This window comes from Yoonia sp. R2331 (assembly GCF_041103235.1).
In the GTDB taxonomy this organism is placed as follows: Bacteria; Pseudomonadota; Alphaproteobacteria; order Rhodobacterales; family Rhodobacteraceae; genus CANMYO01.
This window is the reverse complement of the sequence record NZ_JBGCUN010000003.1, coordinates 118,302-134,806: the sequence shown is the minus strand read 5'-3', so window position 1 is coordinate 134,806 and position 16,505 is coordinate 118,302. Positions and strand designations below refer to the sequence as shown.

Here is a 16,505-nt window from a genome sequence, read left to right as displayed (position 1 = left end):
AGCGGTCCTCCAGAAATAGACTGACCAGTTCAGATTGCAACGACGATTTTAAATTGCAAGATATCCGATTCCTGCAAAGGCCACGGCACAGCCAACCCATTGGGCCGAGCGCATGGGTTCGCGCAGGAACACCCAGGCCCCGACAATCGTCAGCAAACCAAATGTCGAGGCGGCGACAGCTGCGTATTGCGCATCAGCCAGATCACCGGCCGAGAACATGCAATAAAGGGCGATGCCGTCGGCCAGTCCCATCAACGACAAGACAGGCCAGGCGCGGCGTTCGGGCCAAAGCGGAAGTCCGTAAGACCAGATGATTGTCACCAACAGAACAATCGCCACAATCCGCGTGACCAGCGTAACCGGCAGGTCAGAGGCGAGCGTTGTGGCCCATTGTCCCAGTGCGAATGTGCTGGCAAACCCCACCGCAGAGATCGCCGATAGTAGAATCGTGCGCCCCTTTGGCGGCACATCGCCCGTGCCATCGTCCGCCAGCGCCGCCACCACGGAGACGCCCACGACGATCGCCAGCACGGCAAGCCATTGCAGTGGGTGGATTGTCGCACCGCCTATCGCGGCCCAGCCCACCGACAAGATCGGATAGCTGGCAATGATCGGGGCCACCAGACGCACGGGCCCGCGCTGGAACGCGCCATAAAGGCCAAGGCTCGCCATCAGAAAAAAGCCGCCCGACAGGACCGAAAGGCCAAGGGCGGGCGCGGGCAGGGCTGCGAACCCGTCCAGCGCCACCATCAGCCCCAGATGGAACAACAGTCCCACGACCAGCACCATCAGCAGGGACGCCAATAGCGGCACGGACTGGCTGACGAACCGCACGCAGATGTCGTGAAACCCCCAGCAAAGGGCCGCGATCAAACCAAGAGTCAGTGCGGTCACGTCAGATGACCGGTGCGTTCGATAAAGCCGTTCAACGGGGCGGCATAACCGGCGGGATCCTCGACACAGGGCAAATGACCCAGCCGGCGCATGATCTGAAAGTCGGACCCCGGGATCAGCTCAATGGTCTCGCGCACCAGATCGGGGGGTGTCGATTTATCCTCTGACCCGGTGATGCCAAGGCAAGGCAGACGCAGGCCGGATGTGGGTGTGTAGAAATCGGTGCCCGCGATGGCGGCACAAACGCCGGTATAGCCGACGGGGTCAACACCGGCGAGCATCTCTTGCCACGGCTGCATGGCAGGGGTGCCGTAGAAATCGCGCCCGAACCAGCGGGGCATCACGGACTGCGCCATTGCCGCCATACCGTGTGTCTGGATCATGTCGATCCGGTCTTGCCACAGCTTGGGTGTGCCGATCTTGGCGGCGGTGTTGGACAGCACCAGTGCCCGGATCAAGTCAAGCCGTTTAACTGCCAGTCCCTGCGCCACCATGCCGCCGACCGAAAGCCCGACAAAGAGCGCGTCCTTTACCGCCAGCGCGTCACAAATGGCCTCTGCATCTGCGACCAGCGCGCCCATGCTATAGGGACCCGGCGGCACATCAGATTTTCCATGCCCGCGCATGTCGTAGCGGATGATCCGCAGACCCACAGGCAGGTGCGGCAAGACCTGATCCCACAGGTGCAGCGTGCTGCCCAGCGAGTTGGAGAACATGATCGTAGGGCCATTAGCTGGACCTGCGGTTTCGACGTGCAGATTGACCCCGTCGCGGGTGATCGTGTGGGTGTCAGTCATCGTGGATGGTCATATGCGCCATGATCTGGCCGTGGTCGGAGGCCAGCTTGTTATAGGGTGCCTCTGGGTGGCTGCCGTCGGTCAAGTGGTCATTGAGGACGCTGAAATACGACATCTCGCCCAGACGGTCCGCGTTGTCGGGGTTGAAGTGGTCGGACATGAAGATCTGGTCAATGCTCTCAAAGACGCCGCCAAAGGCCGAAGTATAAACCATGTCGCGGGCGGATTTGCGGACGAAAAGTTTCTCTGCCGAATGCAGGCGATAACGGGTGATATCGGCCTGAATTTGGTCGTTCTCGTGATCCTTGTAGCGGTCGCCGGAGTGTTTGGCATCGTGGCGGCGCATCCAGGCGTAGTTCTTGAACGGCACCTCGCCCGAGATGATTTCCGTCGACACCGCGTGTTCGCCATCGTTGAAGTCGCCCAGCACCATGACGGGGTTGCCCGCTGACAGATCGTCTATGATCGCGCGGCGCAGCACCCAAGCCTCTGCCATGCGGCGCAGACCGGCGCGCAAGCTCCCTAGCGCGCGGGCGGCGGGGTCGTAGTTAGTCAGATCAGCGGCGGGTGGGACGGGCAGGCCATCGGGGTTGTCATATTCGCCCAGCTTGGACTTGAGGTGGCAGTTGAAGACGGTCACAACCTGATCGCCTACCGGCACACGCACCCGCAGGATCGGGCGCGACAGGCGGCGCAGGGTGAACTGCCCGTCCGGGCCGAAGGGGATCACAAGAGGTTGGACGAGGTCCTGAATGATTGTCGGCTGGCCCACAAAACCACGGCGCGACAGCACCGCAAGGCCCGGGCGGCGCTGGCCCGGTGCGCCATCATTGGCGTTGGCGGCAAAGGCCAAGGGCGCGTCGGCATAAGGTTCGTAAGCCAGTTTGCGAAAGATCGCCTTGCGCGCGTAACGGCGCGACGGGTCGGGGATATTCGCGTCATTGGCGGCGATGCCCGCGGCGTCCGCTTCTGCAATCACGTCCTGAAGGGAAATGAGGGAAAAGATTTCCTGAAAGCAGACGACATCAGCGTTCAGTGTCAGCACCTGATCGGCGAGCCAGCTTTGTTTCCACGCATGTTCTTCGGGCGTGTAGCGTTCGAATTTGTAGTATTCCTGATCTGCCTCGATCAGGTTTTTGACGTTGAAGCTGGCGATGGTGAAATCGGTCATGTCAGGGTCTCCAATGCGCGGGCGAACATGGCCGCATCGACGTTGCCGCCCGTGGTGACAGCGATGACAGGGCGGTCGCTGTCAGAATGAAAAAGGGCGGCGGCAAGGGCGGCAGCACCTCCGGGTTCGACCACGATGCGCAGGCGTTCAAAGGCAAGGCCCATGGCACGCAGGCAATCGTCTTCGCTAACCACAAGCCCCGGTCCGCAATGGGCCTGCATGATGGGAAATGTCAGATCACCGGGCTGAGGCGTGACGATGGCGTCACAGATTGACCCGCTCAGTTGGTTGTTCCGCTGGATCGCCCCGGCAGCAAGAGAGCGGGCCACGTCGTCAAATCCCTGCGGTTCGCAGGGGTGGACTGTCATATCAGGCGCATCAGCGGCCAGTGCCAGTGCGATGCCTGACGTGAGCCCACCACCGCCGCAACAGACCAGCACCTGTGCGTCGGTCACGCCGTGTGCGGCGGCTTGCGCAGCCACTTCCAGCCCGCACGTGCCTTGGCCGGCGATCACCTGCGGTTCGTCATAGGGGCGGATCAGGGTCAGGCCGCGTTCAGAGGCAATCGCCTCGCCAATCGCCTCGCGGCTTTCGGTCTCGCGGTCGTAGAGCACCACATCGGCCCCCAATGCGCGGGTGTTGGCGACTTTCACAGCGGGGGCATCGGCGGGCATGACGATGACGGCAGGGGCATCATGGGCGCGAGCGGCCATGGCAACGCCTTGCGCGTGATTGCCCGACGAGAACGCGATCACGCCCTTGGTTCGTTGTTCGGATGTCAGGGCCGACACCGCCGACCAGCCGCCGCGAAACTTGAAGCTGCCGGTGTGTTGCAGGCATTCGGCTTTCACATAGACCGGACGGCCTGCGATCTGGTCCAGAAACGGCGAAGTCAAGAGCGGGGTAACGCGAGCGTGGCCCTGAAGGCGGGTCGCGGCGGCGCGGATCATGTCGATGTTCATAGGGCGTCCAACCAAGTGTGTAGCGCCGTCAGCGCGGCGGGTTCATCCAGAAATGGCACATGGCCGCGATCAGGAACTTCGGCAAAAGTCATGTCGGGGCGACGGGCCCGCATGTCGGCAGCCGTCGCCGCGGTCAAAAGGTCAGAGTTTGCGCCCCGGATCAGCGCCAGCGGCAGGCCCGCCAGCGCATCAAAGAGCGGCCAGAGGTCGGGGGTAGGTTGCGCGCCTGCTTCCAGCACCGCGTCGCGCAATTTGGGGTCATAGCGCAGGTCCAGACCGGTATCGGTGGCGGCGTATTGCTGTTCCACCTCTTCCAACCAGCGCGACATGGGCACGCCTTTGAAGTGCACCCAATTGCGGGCGCGAAATTCAGCGGCCTCAGCATAGGTTTTGAAGGGCAGCGGCTTGCCGATATAGTTCTTGATGACGTCCAGACCGGTTTGCGCGATCTCTGGCCCGATGTCATTGAGCGCCACGCCCAGCAGCCGGTCCTTGGCCGTGGCAGCCAGCACCATCGCGATCAGTCCGCCGCGCGAGGTGCCAAGGATGGCGGCCTTGTCCAGCCCAAGGTGGTCCATCAGCGCCAGAGCATCCTGCGCTTCAACAGGGATCGAATAGGTGCCGGGGTCGGCCCAATCGGATTGCCCGCGTCCACGATAATCCAATCGGATCAGGCGGCAGTTCAGATGCGGTGCGACGTGGTTGAAGTCGGTCCCGTTCCGGGTCAGCCCGGCCAGCGCGATCACCGGTGTCCCGGTGCCTTCGTCGGCATAGTGCAGACGGGTGCCGTCAGGTGCAGTGAAGGTCATGTCAGGTCCGGGATGCTGGTCAGATCGCCCAGCACATGTTGAGGCTGCGCATAAAGCCGGTCCATCGGCGCGGCCGCGCGGTTGACCCAGACCGTGGTAAAGCCGTAACCCGCCGCCGCACAGGCATCCCAGCCGTTGGAAGATACAAAAAGCACATCCGCACGGTCACCGGAAAAGCGTTTCTGCACAAGGTCATAGACGCTGTCATGGGGTTTGAAGACGCCCACATCCTCGACCGACAGTGTGGCGTCCAGCAGGGTAGCAATGCCCGCACTGTCAACCGCACCTTTGAGCATTTCAGGCGATCCATTGGACAAGATCGCGGTGCGCAGGCCCTTGGTTTTGAGGGTGTCCAGCATCACCGGCACCTCTGGGTAAGCGGGCAGTTGCCAGTAAAGTGCCAAAAGGCGTTCGCGCAGTTCGGGGTTTGCCAGTGCGCATGCCTCCATCGCCCAGTCAAGACCATCCTGTGTCACTTGCCAGAAGTCAGTATGCCGCCCGGCGGTGGCCCGAAGCCAGGTGTATTCCAGCTGCTTGGCGCGCCAATGGGCAGCAAGCTGCGGCCAGACGGCAGCCAGCGCATCCTGCCCCGGCTCTGCCGCCAGCACCCGCGCGGCGGCGTTGACATCAAAAAGCGTGCCGTAGGCGTCAAAGACACAAGTGGTGATGGGCATGAACAGTCCTTTCGATGGGACCAGATAAACACGGTCCTGTGGAACGTCCCAGACCTTTGATGCGAAGCGCCGATTTTTCTCGTCCGATCCATGAACGGCGTCACGTCATGCGATGAGGTTCCATCCGTTCCGTGCGGGTTCTTGAATGAGCCAGACGCGGACGTTCCTGCCATTTGGTTTCTTCGATCAAATGGCCCCTTTCAGATTTTCGTTCTTTGCCCGGACAAGCAAAGATGAGAATTGACCAAGTCAGTTTTCCGATGCAGACCTCCTGCGTTTCGCTTAGGTGGTCTGTGATGGATAACCTGAGCAGAGGACAATCAGCATGAAAAACGGCAACAGGACGGCAATCGTGACTGGCGGGCTTTCAGGCATGGGGCTTGCAATCGCACGCCGTCTGGCGAGAGACGCAACGACTGTTGTTGTGGGCGCGCGTCGTGCTGCAGATAACGCCCATGTTCGCGACGTTCTTGGTGCCGATCACGCAAACATTCATGCGGCCGCCTTGGATGTGCGATCCAGCGAAAGCGTTGATGCGTTCGTGGCCGAGGTCGCTGCGACCCATGGCGGCGTTGATATTTTGGTCAACGCGGCAGGTGTCTACGAAGAGGCGGCGGTCATCGATCATTCGGACAAGGTTTGGGACGATCATATCGACACTAACCTTAGCGGATCCTTCCGTACAATCCGCGCCGTGATCCCCCACATGAAACGTGCAGGCTGGGGCCGGATCGTCAATATTGCGTCGGTGGCTGCGCACAACGGGATGGCGAATAACGCCGCCTATTGTACATCTAAAGCAGGGCTTTTGGGGTTGGGCCGATGTGTCAGCCTTGAGGGCGCGGCACATGGGGTTACCTGCGTTTCGATCAGCCCGACTTGGGTGGAGACCGAAATGCTACGCCGGTTCATTGATGCAGACATAAAGGCGACAGGTCAAAGCCTGGACGCCGTGCGCGCCGAATACGCCAAGTCCAATCCACAGAACCAGCTTGTGCAACCCACCGAGGTCGCAGAGCTGGCCGCGTTCCTTGTCAGTGATGCGGCGCGCGCATTGACGATGGAGGACTATCAAGTCAACGCGGGCGCGCTTTGGTAGGCCGATCTGCGTTGCGACAGGAGCGCTTTACCATCACTGATGGCGCTGTAGGGGCGGTCTGATATGCGGGCCCACGCGTTGCGGGCAGCCGTGTTGGCAAAGGACGCATCGGCCTGCAACGTTTCGGGAAAATTGGCGATCACATTTGCAATGCCGGGGTCAAGATCAACAGTGGCCAGCCAGTCACCGACAGGTAACGCGTTGAAATCAGTGGGCGTGATGGATGTATCCGCCATCAGGTTGTAAATCGGAATATCTGTTGCCGTGATAGGGCCAAGGAGGAACCCCGCGGTAGCGGTCACGTCGGTCATTGGAAAGGTCAGTGATTGCGGCATGTGACCGGCCTGCAAAGATGCCTCTAGGATGATTTCATAAATGTCGCGCGGGTTTGGGGCATCCAGATCGTAAAGCGACGGCAGCCGGACAATCGCGGCGGAAATACCCGAAACACGGATCGCTGTTTCTGCCGCAATTTTTGCAGCGCCGTAGCCTGTGATATCGTCCCACAGCTTGGCGGGTGCTTCTGGCCAGGGGCCTCCGCGATCGGGAAAAACCGAACTGGAGGAGGTAAAGCGCAGGTCTGCATTTGCATCGCGACAAAACTGCAAAACCGTGTCCATGCCACGTGCCGACCAGTCCAGCATCTCAGCGCGCCCAATGGCGAGGTTCACCATCGCCGCGCAATGAACAACCTGTCTGACAGAGGCTGCCAGTGCTTTGGCCGGGGATGGATCAAGGCCGAAGTCGGGCGCATCCAGCGTTCCCGGAACCATCACGTAGCGATCAGGCGCGACACCATTGGTCTGCGCGACTTCGTCCAGCCGATCACGTGCACCACGATTTTTGTCACGGACGAGGCAATAGATCACCTCTCCTGCGGGAAGATCGCGCGCCGCACGGGCCAAAACATGACCACCAAGAAACCCGGTAACGCCGGTCAGCAAAATGCCGGGACGGTCAAAAGTGTCTGTGGGCGCAGGCGTATCGGCCTCTTGCGTCATTAACTGATCAAGCCTGTGCAGCGGCACATTCATGGCGAGTTCAAAGTCGATGGGGCGTCGGTAAGCCTTTTCCAGCTCAAGCATCAAGGTGACACACATCAAGCTGTCACCGCCTTGGTCATGAAAGCTAAGCGCGGGATCAATCTGCGATGGCGCGCACCCCATCGCGGTTGCGGCGGCGGCAATCACGGCATCCTCAGCGGCGCTTTCAGGGTCGGCGTCATCTTTGACCACCGGCAAGGCGCGCATGTTTGCCTTGCCAGAGACCGGATGCAGGGGCAGCGCATCCATTTGCACCAAAAACGACGGCACACAATAGGCCGGCAACACCTCGCGCAGCTCGGCGGCAAAGTCAGGCGGGATGCGATTTGTGCCTGCCGTCAGTCCCCATCTATCTTTATTGGCCAGTGCCTGAGTGGCATCCGCGGCATAGTAAAAGATCAGGCTTGGGCCGCGTGTTCCGACGTCCGCCACCCATGGTGCAGCGCTGGAAAAGGATAGTTTTTCGCGCAACGTATCGGTCAGTTCCCGCGTTTGGATCGAAAACCCACGGAGTTTGAGCATATGGGCAATGCGCCCTTCGATGTGCAGCGCGCCCGTGTCATCGACCCAAGCCTGATCACCTGTATCATAGAGCCGTGTCTTGCGTCCTTGAATAGTGAGTTCACGAAACCGCAGACGGGTTTCTTCAGGGCGATTGATGTAACCGCGTCCCAACATTCGCGGCCCTTCAAAGTGCAACTGACCCGATGTGCCAACGGGACACGGCGTGTCTGTTTCATCCAGAATAACGGCCCGAAGATGTTCCATTGGCACACCAACCGACACGGGGGCATCGCCCGCAGGCCCTGTCAAATGCGACATGCAGACATCATGTGTTTCGCAGATGCTATAAAGGTTCCACAACGCGGTGTTCGGCAATTTCGCGAGCGATGTTGTGATCAGTTCGTCGTCTACGACCTCTCCGTTGAGAACAACGCGGCTAAGGGGTAAGCGGTTGGCCTTTGTCGTGTCGAGCGCGGTGAGGAACGTGTTGTAAAACGATGGCGTGAACAGCATCTCGTCGACGTTATGTGCGATCAGGAAATCTGCCAGTTCGCTCGGGTTGAACAATGTGCTGGCATCAGGGAACCACAATTCGGCACCTTTGCGCAGCGGGCGAAACATCTCCCAAATCGCAAACACATAGATGCCCACGCGTATGCCGTGGTGGTAAGGCGTAAATGCGTCACGCCATTCATAGGACAGAAAGGCAGCGTCTTGGGCCACGGGAATGCACTTTGGCCGCCCCGTCGTGCCAGATGTTGCCACAAGATAGATCGGATCATCCGGGGACACGGGGGTTGCACGCAACGGTTCGTTTAGTGCGCGTTCCTCTTGCAAGAGTGCCGTCGCATCAACGACCTTACAATCACCCGGCAGGTGGCCAGCCGGGGCGGGTTGGCACGACACCACCAGACTAACCTGCAATTCGGAAATGATGTTGTGCAGAACCATTTGCGGCATAGCAGGGTCCAGGTGCACAAAGGGCCGCCCTGCAATCACACAGCCCACGGCACTTGCGGCCATTGCCACCCCGGGAGAGCCGAAAATGCCTATGATCTGGGGCGTCTGCAGAGACAGGCCAAGATCTTGGACAAATGCGCCGAGCCTACGGTAGGATATTGTACGTTGCCGATCAGACAACGCAGGTGCATCACTGAACTTTTCGATGGCTTGGACAAGATCATCGGCGACAGTCTGGGATGGGATCATGGTGCGTGTCCTTTTGTTTAGGAGACCTAACAAGACTAATCAAAAATGACACCGTATTTTTCTGACCTTTCCAGACAAGCCGAATGGAATTGCCTGGCATCGACGCTTGGTTCGATCATGCGCTAAATCAGTCATTTGTGGCCTTAGCCGTACTGGCCAAAATCGGCGCTTCCCGAACTTTCGCCGCGGCTGATGGTCAGGTCAGCAATGCCGGTTTCCCGCGACTTCGCTACACCTTTGGCGTTGCGTTTTACGTGTCTGATATTCGACGGCTGATGTGATTTCGGAAACCGGTTTGCATCGCTTTCCGGCGCTCGCTAGGGTCCGGCCTTTACGTCATATGAAGGGACACAGCGATGAGCACGGCAAAAGCGGGCGATACTGTCCAGATCCACTATACCGGAACACTGGCGGGAGGCGAGGTTTTTGACAGCTCTGAGGGGCGCGATCCGCTGGAATTTGCGGTCGGCGCAGGCATGATCATCCCCGGTCTTGACGCGGCAATTCCGGGCATGGCCGTCGGTGACAAGAAGGTGGTCGAGGTCGCTGCCGATCAGGCCTATGGCCCGGTGAACGATCAGGCGCGGCAGGCAATTCCGCGCGAAGGTATTCCGGCCGACATCCCGTTGGAAATCGGCACGCAATTGCAGATGCAAAGCCCCGAGGGGCAGGTGATCCCGGTGACTGTGGCCGAGGTCACAGAGACCGAAGTGACGCTGGACGCCAACCATCCGCTGGCGGGCAAGGATCTAACCTTTGCGATTGAAATGGTGTCGATCGCCACAGGCTAAGCTTGCAAGGTGACAGCGATCTGCGATTCATTGCGCGTTAACACCCTCTTTGGAAATCCTTGCTATGTCCCGATTTAGGGCATGGTGGAGCAGTCATGGAATTTATTGTAAAGGCGGTCGCACCCGTTGGGGCGGTTGATTTTGTTGTCAAATTGCTTGTTTGCCTGGTGCTCTGGAACCTGTTGGCGATTGCTGTTGTCTTTGGGATGTATGGGACGTTTTCGTCAGGATTGCGGGGGCAATTGATCGAAACCACGGCGATTGGGCTACTGCCTGCATTCCTGTCGTTGAAAGTGATCCAATACCAACACAAGCTGCAGACCAAACTGGCAGAATTGGCCGCGACCGACATGCTAACCGGGTTGCGCAACAGGCGTGCGTTTCTGGCGGACGTCGAGCAAGCGCGCCCGCGACACGCGCAGTCATTTGTGCTGCTGGCGGACGTCGATTTTTTCAAACGCATCAATGACACCTACGGCCACGAGGTCGGCGATGTTTGCCTTGAAGCGGTAGCGAAAAGGCTGCGCGGTCTTGAAGCCGAGAATGTCATCGTGGGCCGATTGGGCGGCGAAGAATTTGGTCTGTGTTATCTGGGGGCGACGCGCCCGGATGCCGCGGCCCTGAGCGATGCAGTCTGCGCACCGATCGAATTGCAACCCGACGGTGTGCCAGCGGATATTCGGATGACCCTGTCTGTGGGCTGCGCCATTATGGATGACACGCGCCCACTGAAAGAGGTGATCGCCTGTGCGGATCGGGCGCTATACGACGCAAAGGCCGCAGGTCGCGCCCGTGCTGTCATCGTCTCGGAACCCTGGGAAATTTGCCCCGATACAGGCATCATCATGCCGCGCGACCCACCCCAGGTGGCGCGTAGCGCATAACGGTGCAGTCCCGCCGGTGACTGTTACAGATGGTCCGGTTGCGGCATGCCCAGTACGTGGAATCCGCCGTCGACATGGATGACCTCGCCACTGGTGTGGCTGCCGACATCTGACGCCAGATAGACCGCCGTGCCGCCCACCGCCTCGAGCGTGGCATTGCCAAGCGGGGCATTTTCCCCGGTGTGTTTGTAGGTCTTGCGCGCGCCGCCGATCGCCGCCCCGGCCAGGGTTTTCATCGGTCCGGGGCTGATCGCGTTGACGCGAATGCCCTGCTGGCCAAGGTCATTGGCCAGATAGCGCGTGGCACTTTCCAATGCCGCCTTGGCCACACCCATGACGTTGTAGAACGGTGTGACGCGGTTGCTGCCTTGATAGGTCAAGGTCATCAGCGCGCCGCCGTTTGGCATCATCTCGGACGCGCGGCGGGCGACGTCGATGAAGCTGTAGCAAGAGATCGTCAGCGAGTTGCGGAAGTTGTCGGCGCTGGTGTTGATAAACCGGCCTGTCAGCTCATTCTTGTCGGAATAGGCGATGGCGTGCACCACAAAGTCGATGCTGTCCCAACGGTCCTTGAGTGCGGAAAAGGCGGCATCCATTGACGCCGCATCTGTGACATCCACATCGACCATCAGATCCGATCCGACGCTTTCTGCAAGGGGTTTCAGACGGCTGCCAAAGGCCTCGCCCTGATAAGTAAAGGCCAGTTCGGCCCCCGCTTCTGCCATGGCTTTGGCGATGCCCCAAGCAATAGAGCGTTCGTTCGCGACGCCCATGATCAGGCCGCGCTTGCCTTGCATTGAAATCGTCATGTCTGCCCTCACGTGCTTTTGGAAATCTGTGGCGGCTTTGGCCGGACCCGTCAAGGTCAGGGGGTCAATCCTCGGTCGGGCCGCCTGCCTCTTTCCAGTCACCAATGCCGCCGACGTTGGTCACATTGGCATACCCCATGTCCTGCAGCGTCTTGCCGGCAAGGGCTGCCTGGCCACCTGCACCGCACACCAGAAAGATCTCTGCATCCTTTTGCAGAAACGGTTTGTGAAACGGCAAATCCGGGTCGGCGGCAAACTCCATGAACCCGCGCGGGACGCGTTCTGCGCCCTTGATCGTGCCAGATTTCGCGATGTCGCCACTGTCACGCACGTCGATCCAGACACCGCCACCCTGCGCATGGCGGGCGACCGCATCAGCAGCAGAGATACGGGTCACAACGGCGTTGGCTTCGTCCAGATAGTCCTTGGCAGTTTTCATCTTTGGGCTCCTTTTGGTGCGTTCCGGGTCATTTGAACACGACCCGGACACTGCAATCCAGCCCCGTCAGAGGATAATAAAAATATCATCCGACAATTGGTTCACGGTGATGTTCTGAACGGTCAGGATATCGCCGTTGCCCATATTAAAGACCACATCGCTGCCGACTTGGGTAGCGATGCTGAAAACGTTGCCGGGATTGGCAAAACCTTCAAAAGTTAGACGGTCGGTGTTGTTCTTGAAGTCCGTGATCGTGTCCAGATCATCGCCCTTGACGTAGACGAAGGTATCGACGCCGGTGCCGCCGGTCATCTTGTCATCGCCGCTACCTGATGTCAGCCGGTCGATGCCGCCGCCGCCTTTGACGTTGTCGTCGCCGGAACCGCCGAACAGAAGGTCAGAGTCTGAGCCTCCTGAAAGCAGGTCATCGCCTGATCCCCCAAAAAGGGAGTCGTCGCCGGAACCGCCAAACAGCTTGTCGTTGTCGCCGCCGCCTTCAAGCCTGTCGTTGTCAATCTGCCCATAGATGTTGTCGTCACCCTTGCGCCCGACAAGGCGATCATCGCCATCAGAGCCGCGTAGGAAATTGCGGCCGTCGGTGCCAAAAAGCGAGTCGCTGCCGTCGTTGCCGTTGACGTTTTCAAAGCCGTCGATGACGTACTGATTGCCTGGGCCAAGATCGCCAAAGCGTTGTTTCAAGTCGACTTTGGAATCGACGACGAGGTTGACGTTGAGCAGGTCTGTGCCGCTGCCGCCATAGATACGGCCACCGCCACTGTCCAGCGTGACCCGGTCGTTGTCAGCACCCGCCTTGATGACGTCATAGCCGCCATCGGTGAAGATTTGATCTTCGCCGCCCAGCGTTTCGATGGTGTTGTTACCGTTGCCGCCACCGACAAAGTCGTCCTGTGCGGTGCCGATGACATTTTCGATGTTGGACAGCACGTCGCCCCCGGCCAGCCCTCCGTTGAAAGTGCCAAAGAGGATATCAAGACTGATGCCCAATTCGGACTTTGAATAGTCGATCGTGTCCTGACCATCGCCGCCGTCGATGGTGACGTTGCCAGCCTTGTTGATGCGGATGTAGTCGTCACCCAGACCGGCGGTGACGGTGCTGTCGCCTGCGCCAATGAAGATGCGATCATCGCCCTCGCCGCCTTCGACGGTGTCGTTGCCGCCACCCGCGTAGAGTTTGTCATCGCCGCCGCCGCCAAAGATGGAGTCGTCGCCCAGCCCGCCATAGATCGTGTCATTGCCACCGACGATGGTTCCTGTGAAGACGAAATCGGCGTCACCATATAGTCTGTCGTTCAGGCTTCCGCCGCGGATCAAATCGTCGCCACCGATCAGACGTCCGTTCGAGACAGAAGCAACATCGCCAACGATGAAATTGGATGACATTTCGTGGCCGGTAATCGTGTCATTGCCACCAAACAACGTAGCGGAATCCAGCAGCCGTTCCGTATCACCGAATAGGGTGTAGCCAGACGTCAGGGTGTCGCCACCAGAGGCGTCGATCACGTCATCGCCACCAACGACCGTTGCTGAATTTTCGATGCTGAAGGCTTCGCCCAAAACCTTGATCGTCGCTGCGGGCCCGCCCCCGGTCAGCGGTTTGACGACCAGGATATCATCGCCACCCTGCGCAAAGGCGGTATCGGCCACGAAATCATAGTCGCCATAGATCAGCCGTGCGTAACCCGTGAAGTGGGTTGTCCCCGACGTCACAACTGCCGTGCCGTCGACACGTTCGAAGGACCCGAAAACGCGGGAATCAAACAGATCCACCCAATCCCCGGTGATGAAGACATCATCGCCATTGAACGTCCCGCTATCAATTTCCTTCCCATCACCAAAAAACAGAGCCTCGCCACCGGCTTCGGCATGAAAGCGCGTTTCACCTGCAACCAAGACGTCCCAGTATTCCGCTTTCGCCGGAGCGCCCGCCCCGGCAGAGCCAAGCAGCAATGTGCCATCAATGCTGAGATCCGTTACAGTGAGCGCGACCGTGGTGCTGCCATCCGTCGTCCCGACGGTCACTTGTTCGATCTGACCGGACACAAACTGATTGCTGCCATTCACGACGATATTGACGCCGGTCAGCGTGACACGCTGCCCATCGTCGCTGAGATAGACGTAGCTGGTCGTGGTGCTGCTGATAAAGGATGCAAATGTCGGGTCATCCGCAAAAACGCCGATGTCGGAATCGGAGGTTACTTCAAAATTGGCCATGCACGCGCTCACTCTTTCCTAAACATTTCGTTAATTTCTTTGACCCTAGGGCAGAATTTTCTGTGGTGCAAAAGAAGTTCGCCAAACGGAAGCCGACCGCACGTGGTGCGGCCGGTCGCTTGGAATGGGGCGAGGGTGTCTTTTCAGACGATCACCAGATCATTGAAGAGCTGCTGCGCCGTCACATTCTCGACGATCAACTGATCGCCATTACCAAAGTTGAACACCACGTTGTTGCCAACCTGCTGGGCGTTCTGGAAGGGTTTGTAGTTGGCGGGAAAGCCATCCAATTCGATGGTGTCGACGTTGTCCTGAAAGTCGCGGATGCGGTCGATGTCGTCACCCCGATCATAGTGGAAGGTATCCGCGCCAGAGCCGCCGCGCATGAAATCATTGCCGCGGCCGCCGAACAGCTTGTCGCTGCCGCCGCCGCCCTCGATGATGTCGTTGCCAAATCCGCCAAACAGCCGGTCGTTGTTGGCCCCGCCATAAAGGGCATCATCGCCGTTACGGCCATACAGGCTGTCGTTGCCGTCGTAGCCCTTGAAGATATTGCGGGCGTTGTCGCCGTAATACTTGTCATTGAAATCAGAGCCGTAGAGGTGCTCGATCCCGGTGATCTTGTCGCCTGCTGCATGGCCACCACCTGCGGTATCATTGAATAGATCGACCCGCGTGCCAGCGTTACTGGCGGCATAAGACAGGATGTCAAAGCCCGCGCCACCGTCGTAGGTGTTGGCACCAAAATTCGCCTCGATCCGGTCGTTGCCACCAAGCGTACTGATTTCGTCGCCGCCCCCCCGCCCTTCGATCCGGTCGCTTTTGGCCCCGCCCTGCAGGATGTTTGCACCGCTGTAGCCATAGAGAAAGTTGTTCTGGGTGGCAGAGCCCACAACATGCGCGACGCTGCTAATGACATCGTCCTCGGCCCAGCCCGTATTGCGACTGCTGTCATTTAGATCAACCGTCAAACGGCCGCCCGTAGCCTTGATATAGTTGATGATGTCGTCGCCAGATCCACCGTAGAAGCTGTGTTCACCGTCTTTGTTGGGGCGGAATTGGTCGACCTGATTGCCACCATACATCAGAGCAGAACCTTCCAGTGCAAAGAAGATGTCACGCCCGCCCTGACCATACATAGTGTCATTGCCACCCAGGCCGTTGATCTTATCGTTGCCACCATTTGAGCCGCTGCTGGAAGAGCCGACATCGCCATAGATGACATCGTCTTGCTTGCCGCCTGTGATGACATCGCGTCCGCCGGCAAAGGCCCCGCTGATGGTGAAGTCATTAACATCGCCATAGATGTAATTGTCGGAATTCCGTGCGCCGATGATCTTATCGTCGCCCCCGATGAAGGTGGTCCCGCCTTCAACAGACTCGGCATCTCCGAAGATATTGACCCGTGTGTTGACCTCGACGTCGCTGGCATCAATGAAATCGTCACCCCCGATCAGGGTTGCAGTCGAGGTCGCATTTTCCGCGTCACCTATGATGTCGACAATTCCGGTTGCGACCTTGCTGTCATAGTTGGCGGACCGCATGATGATTTCATCGTCGCCGCCGATCAGAGTAGAACTGCCGCTGACCAGACCCGCATCACCACGGATCAGCCGCGCGGCTGCGTCAATTGTGTCATCGCCGCCAAACAGCACACCGGAGCCGGTGACCTGATAGGCGTCACCCATCAGAAATGTGGAGTTGCCGAATTTTCCCTGGATTTCGTCGTCGTCACCGTAGGTCGTGCCGCTAGACGCGATATAGAGATCACCGAAAACATAGTTCGAGACATCAATGCTGCCGAAGATATCGGTCTCTCCTTCCAGAAGGCGCTGCCAAATCTGGTTTGTGCTTGGCACGCCAGCGCCCCCGACACCCATCAGGTTCGTTGCAGAGATGTTGATATTGGTGATGTGGATTTCGATGTCATCAGGGCTGCCGCCGTCTGGCGCGACCCGGATTTCATTGATGACACCCCCAGTGATCCGGCCGGCTCCATCAACGCTTATGCTGGTACCAAACATCTTGACGGTTTCGCCACGGCTGTTGACGAAAAAGTACTTTGTGCTGCTGTCATCGACGTATGAAGAGAAAGCAAAGTAGTTGGTGGTCATGCTTTGGCTTTGGTTGAAGCCGAAAAATCTGATCTTGCCCATAACTGATCCCATGCAATGCAATTAACTTAAGT

The 16,505-nt window shown here is 58.9% G+C and carries 15 protein-coding genes; 4 read left to right on the top strand and 11 right to left on the bottom strand.

From position 1 onward, the window contains the following. Nucleotides 1–48: 48 nt before the first annotated feature. Genes AB3Y40_RS18630 through AB3Y40_RS18605 form a run of 6 tightly spaced genes read right to left on the bottom strand, consistent with a single transcriptional unit; the run spans nucleotide 49 to nucleotide 5,307 of the window. Nucleotides 49–894, bottom strand: coding sequence for an EamA family transporter (locus AB3Y40_RS18630; protein WP_369440395.1), 846 nt, complete (start codon nucleotides 892–894; stop codon nucleotides 49–51). Then, on the bottom strand, nucleotides 891–1,691 hold the full coding sequence (pcaD, locus tag AB3Y40_RS18625; protein WP_369440394.1) for a 3-oxoadipate enol-lactonase: 801 nt from the start codon (nucleotides 1,689–1,691) through the stop codon (nucleotides 891–893). The genes AB3Y40_RS18630 and pcaD overlap by 4 nt, the downstream gene beginning before the upstream one ends. Continuing rightward, a complete protein-coding gene (locus AB3Y40_RS18620) occupies nucleotides 1,684–2,862 on the bottom strand; it encodes an endonuclease/exonuclease/phosphatase family protein (protein ID WP_369440393.1) in 1,179 nt (392 codons plus the stop codon). The genes pcaD and AB3Y40_RS18620 overlap by 8 nt, the downstream gene beginning before the upstream one ends. Then, nucleotides 2,859–3,824, bottom strand: a complete 966-nt coding sequence (locus tag AB3Y40_RS18615; RefSeq protein ID WP_369440392.1) for a threonine ammonia-lyase — start codon at nucleotides 3,822–3,824, stop codon at nucleotides 2,859–2,861. The genes AB3Y40_RS18620 and AB3Y40_RS18615 overlap by 4 nt, the downstream gene beginning before the upstream one ends. Further along, nucleotides 3,821–4,633 (bottom strand): alpha/beta fold hydrolase, encoded by an 813-nt coding sequence (locus tag AB3Y40_RS18610; protein WP_369440391.1) that lies wholly within the window; start codon nucleotides 4,631–4,633, stop codon nucleotides 3,821–3,823. The genes AB3Y40_RS18615 and AB3Y40_RS18610 overlap by 4 nt, the downstream gene beginning before the upstream one ends. Further along, entirely contained in the window at nucleotides 4,630–5,307 is a 678-nt protein-coding gene (locus tag AB3Y40_RS18605) for a haloacid dehalogenase type II (RefSeq protein WP_369440390.1), read from the bottom strand. Before AB3Y40_RS18605 ends, AB3Y40_RS18610 begins: the two co-directional genes overlap by 4 nt. Before the next feature lie 325 nt (nucleotides 5,308–5,632). On the opposite strand from AB3Y40_RS18605, the gene AB3Y40_RS18600 reads away from it, so the two are divergent. Next, the gene (locus AB3Y40_RS18600; protein ID WP_369440389.1) at nucleotides 5,633–6,406 is read left to right on the top strand and encodes an SDR family NAD(P)-dependent oxidoreductase; all 774 of its coding nucleotides are present in this window, start codon (nucleotides 5,633–5,635) and stop codon (nucleotides 6,404–6,406) included. Here AB3Y40_RS18600 and AB3Y40_RS18595 read toward each other — a convergent pair. Continuing rightward, complete coding sequence (locus AB3Y40_RS18595; RefSeq protein ID WP_369440388.1) at nucleotides 6,379–9,162, bottom strand: AMP-binding protein; 2,784 nt, start codon at nucleotides 9,160–9,162, stop codon at nucleotides 6,379–6,381. The genes AB3Y40_RS18600 and AB3Y40_RS18595 overlap by 28 nt on opposite strands. A gap of 83 nt (nucleotides 9,163–9,245) precedes the next feature. Between AB3Y40_RS18595 and AB3Y40_RS18590 the strand changes: the two genes are divergently transcribed. The 3 genes from AB3Y40_RS18590 to AB3Y40_RS18580 all read left to right on the top strand — a co-directional run bounded on the left by AB3Y40_RS18590 (nucleotide 9,246) and on the right by AB3Y40_RS18580 (nucleotide 10,837). Next, entirely contained in the window at nucleotides 9,246–9,443 is a 198-nt protein-coding gene (locus AB3Y40_RS18590) for a hypothetical protein (protein WP_369440387.1), read from the top strand. A 75-nt stretch (nucleotides 9,444–9,518) separates the two neighbouring features. Continuing rightward, nucleotides 9,519–9,953, top strand: a complete 435-nt coding sequence (locus AB3Y40_RS18585; RefSeq protein WP_369440386.1) for an FKBP-type peptidyl-prolyl cis-trans isomerase — start codon at nucleotides 9,519–9,521, stop codon at nucleotides 9,951–9,953. 95 nt (nucleotides 9,954–10,048) lie between these two features. Beyond that, complete coding sequence (locus AB3Y40_RS18580) at nucleotides 10,049–10,837, top strand: GGDEF domain-containing protein (RefSeq protein ID WP_369440385.1); 789 nt, start codon at nucleotides 10,049–10,051, stop codon at nucleotides 10,835–10,837. Between the two features lie 23 nt (nucleotides 10,838–10,860). Here AB3Y40_RS18580 and AB3Y40_RS18575 read toward each other — a convergent pair whose 3' ends face one another. The 4 genes from AB3Y40_RS18575 to AB3Y40_RS18560 all read right to left on the bottom strand — a co-directional run bounded on the left by AB3Y40_RS18575 (nucleotide 10,861) and on the right by AB3Y40_RS18560 (nucleotide 16,473). Next, nucleotides 10,861–11,646, bottom strand: coding sequence for an enoyl-ACP reductase FabI (locus tag AB3Y40_RS18575; protein ID WP_369440384.1), 786 nt, complete (start codon nucleotides 11,644–11,646; stop codon nucleotides 10,861–10,863). Between the two features lie 64 nt (nucleotides 11,647–11,710). Next, complete coding sequence (locus tag AB3Y40_RS18570) at nucleotides 11,711–12,085, bottom strand: rhodanese-like domain-containing protein (protein WP_369440383.1); 375 nt, start codon at nucleotides 12,083–12,085, stop codon at nucleotides 11,711–11,713. 66 nt (nucleotides 12,086–12,151) lie between these two features. Beyond that, nucleotides 12,152–14,317, bottom strand: coding sequence for a calcium-binding protein (locus AB3Y40_RS18565; RefSeq protein WP_369440382.1), 2,166 nt, complete (start codon nucleotides 14,315–14,317; stop codon nucleotides 12,152–12,154). 143 nt (nucleotides 14,318–14,460) lie between these two features. Next, nucleotides 14,461–16,473, bottom strand: a complete 2,013-nt coding sequence (locus AB3Y40_RS18560) for a calcium-binding protein (protein ID WP_369440381.1) — start codon at nucleotides 16,471–16,473, stop codon at nucleotides 14,461–14,463. Between the last annotated feature and the right edge of the window lie 32 nt (nucleotides 16,474–16,505).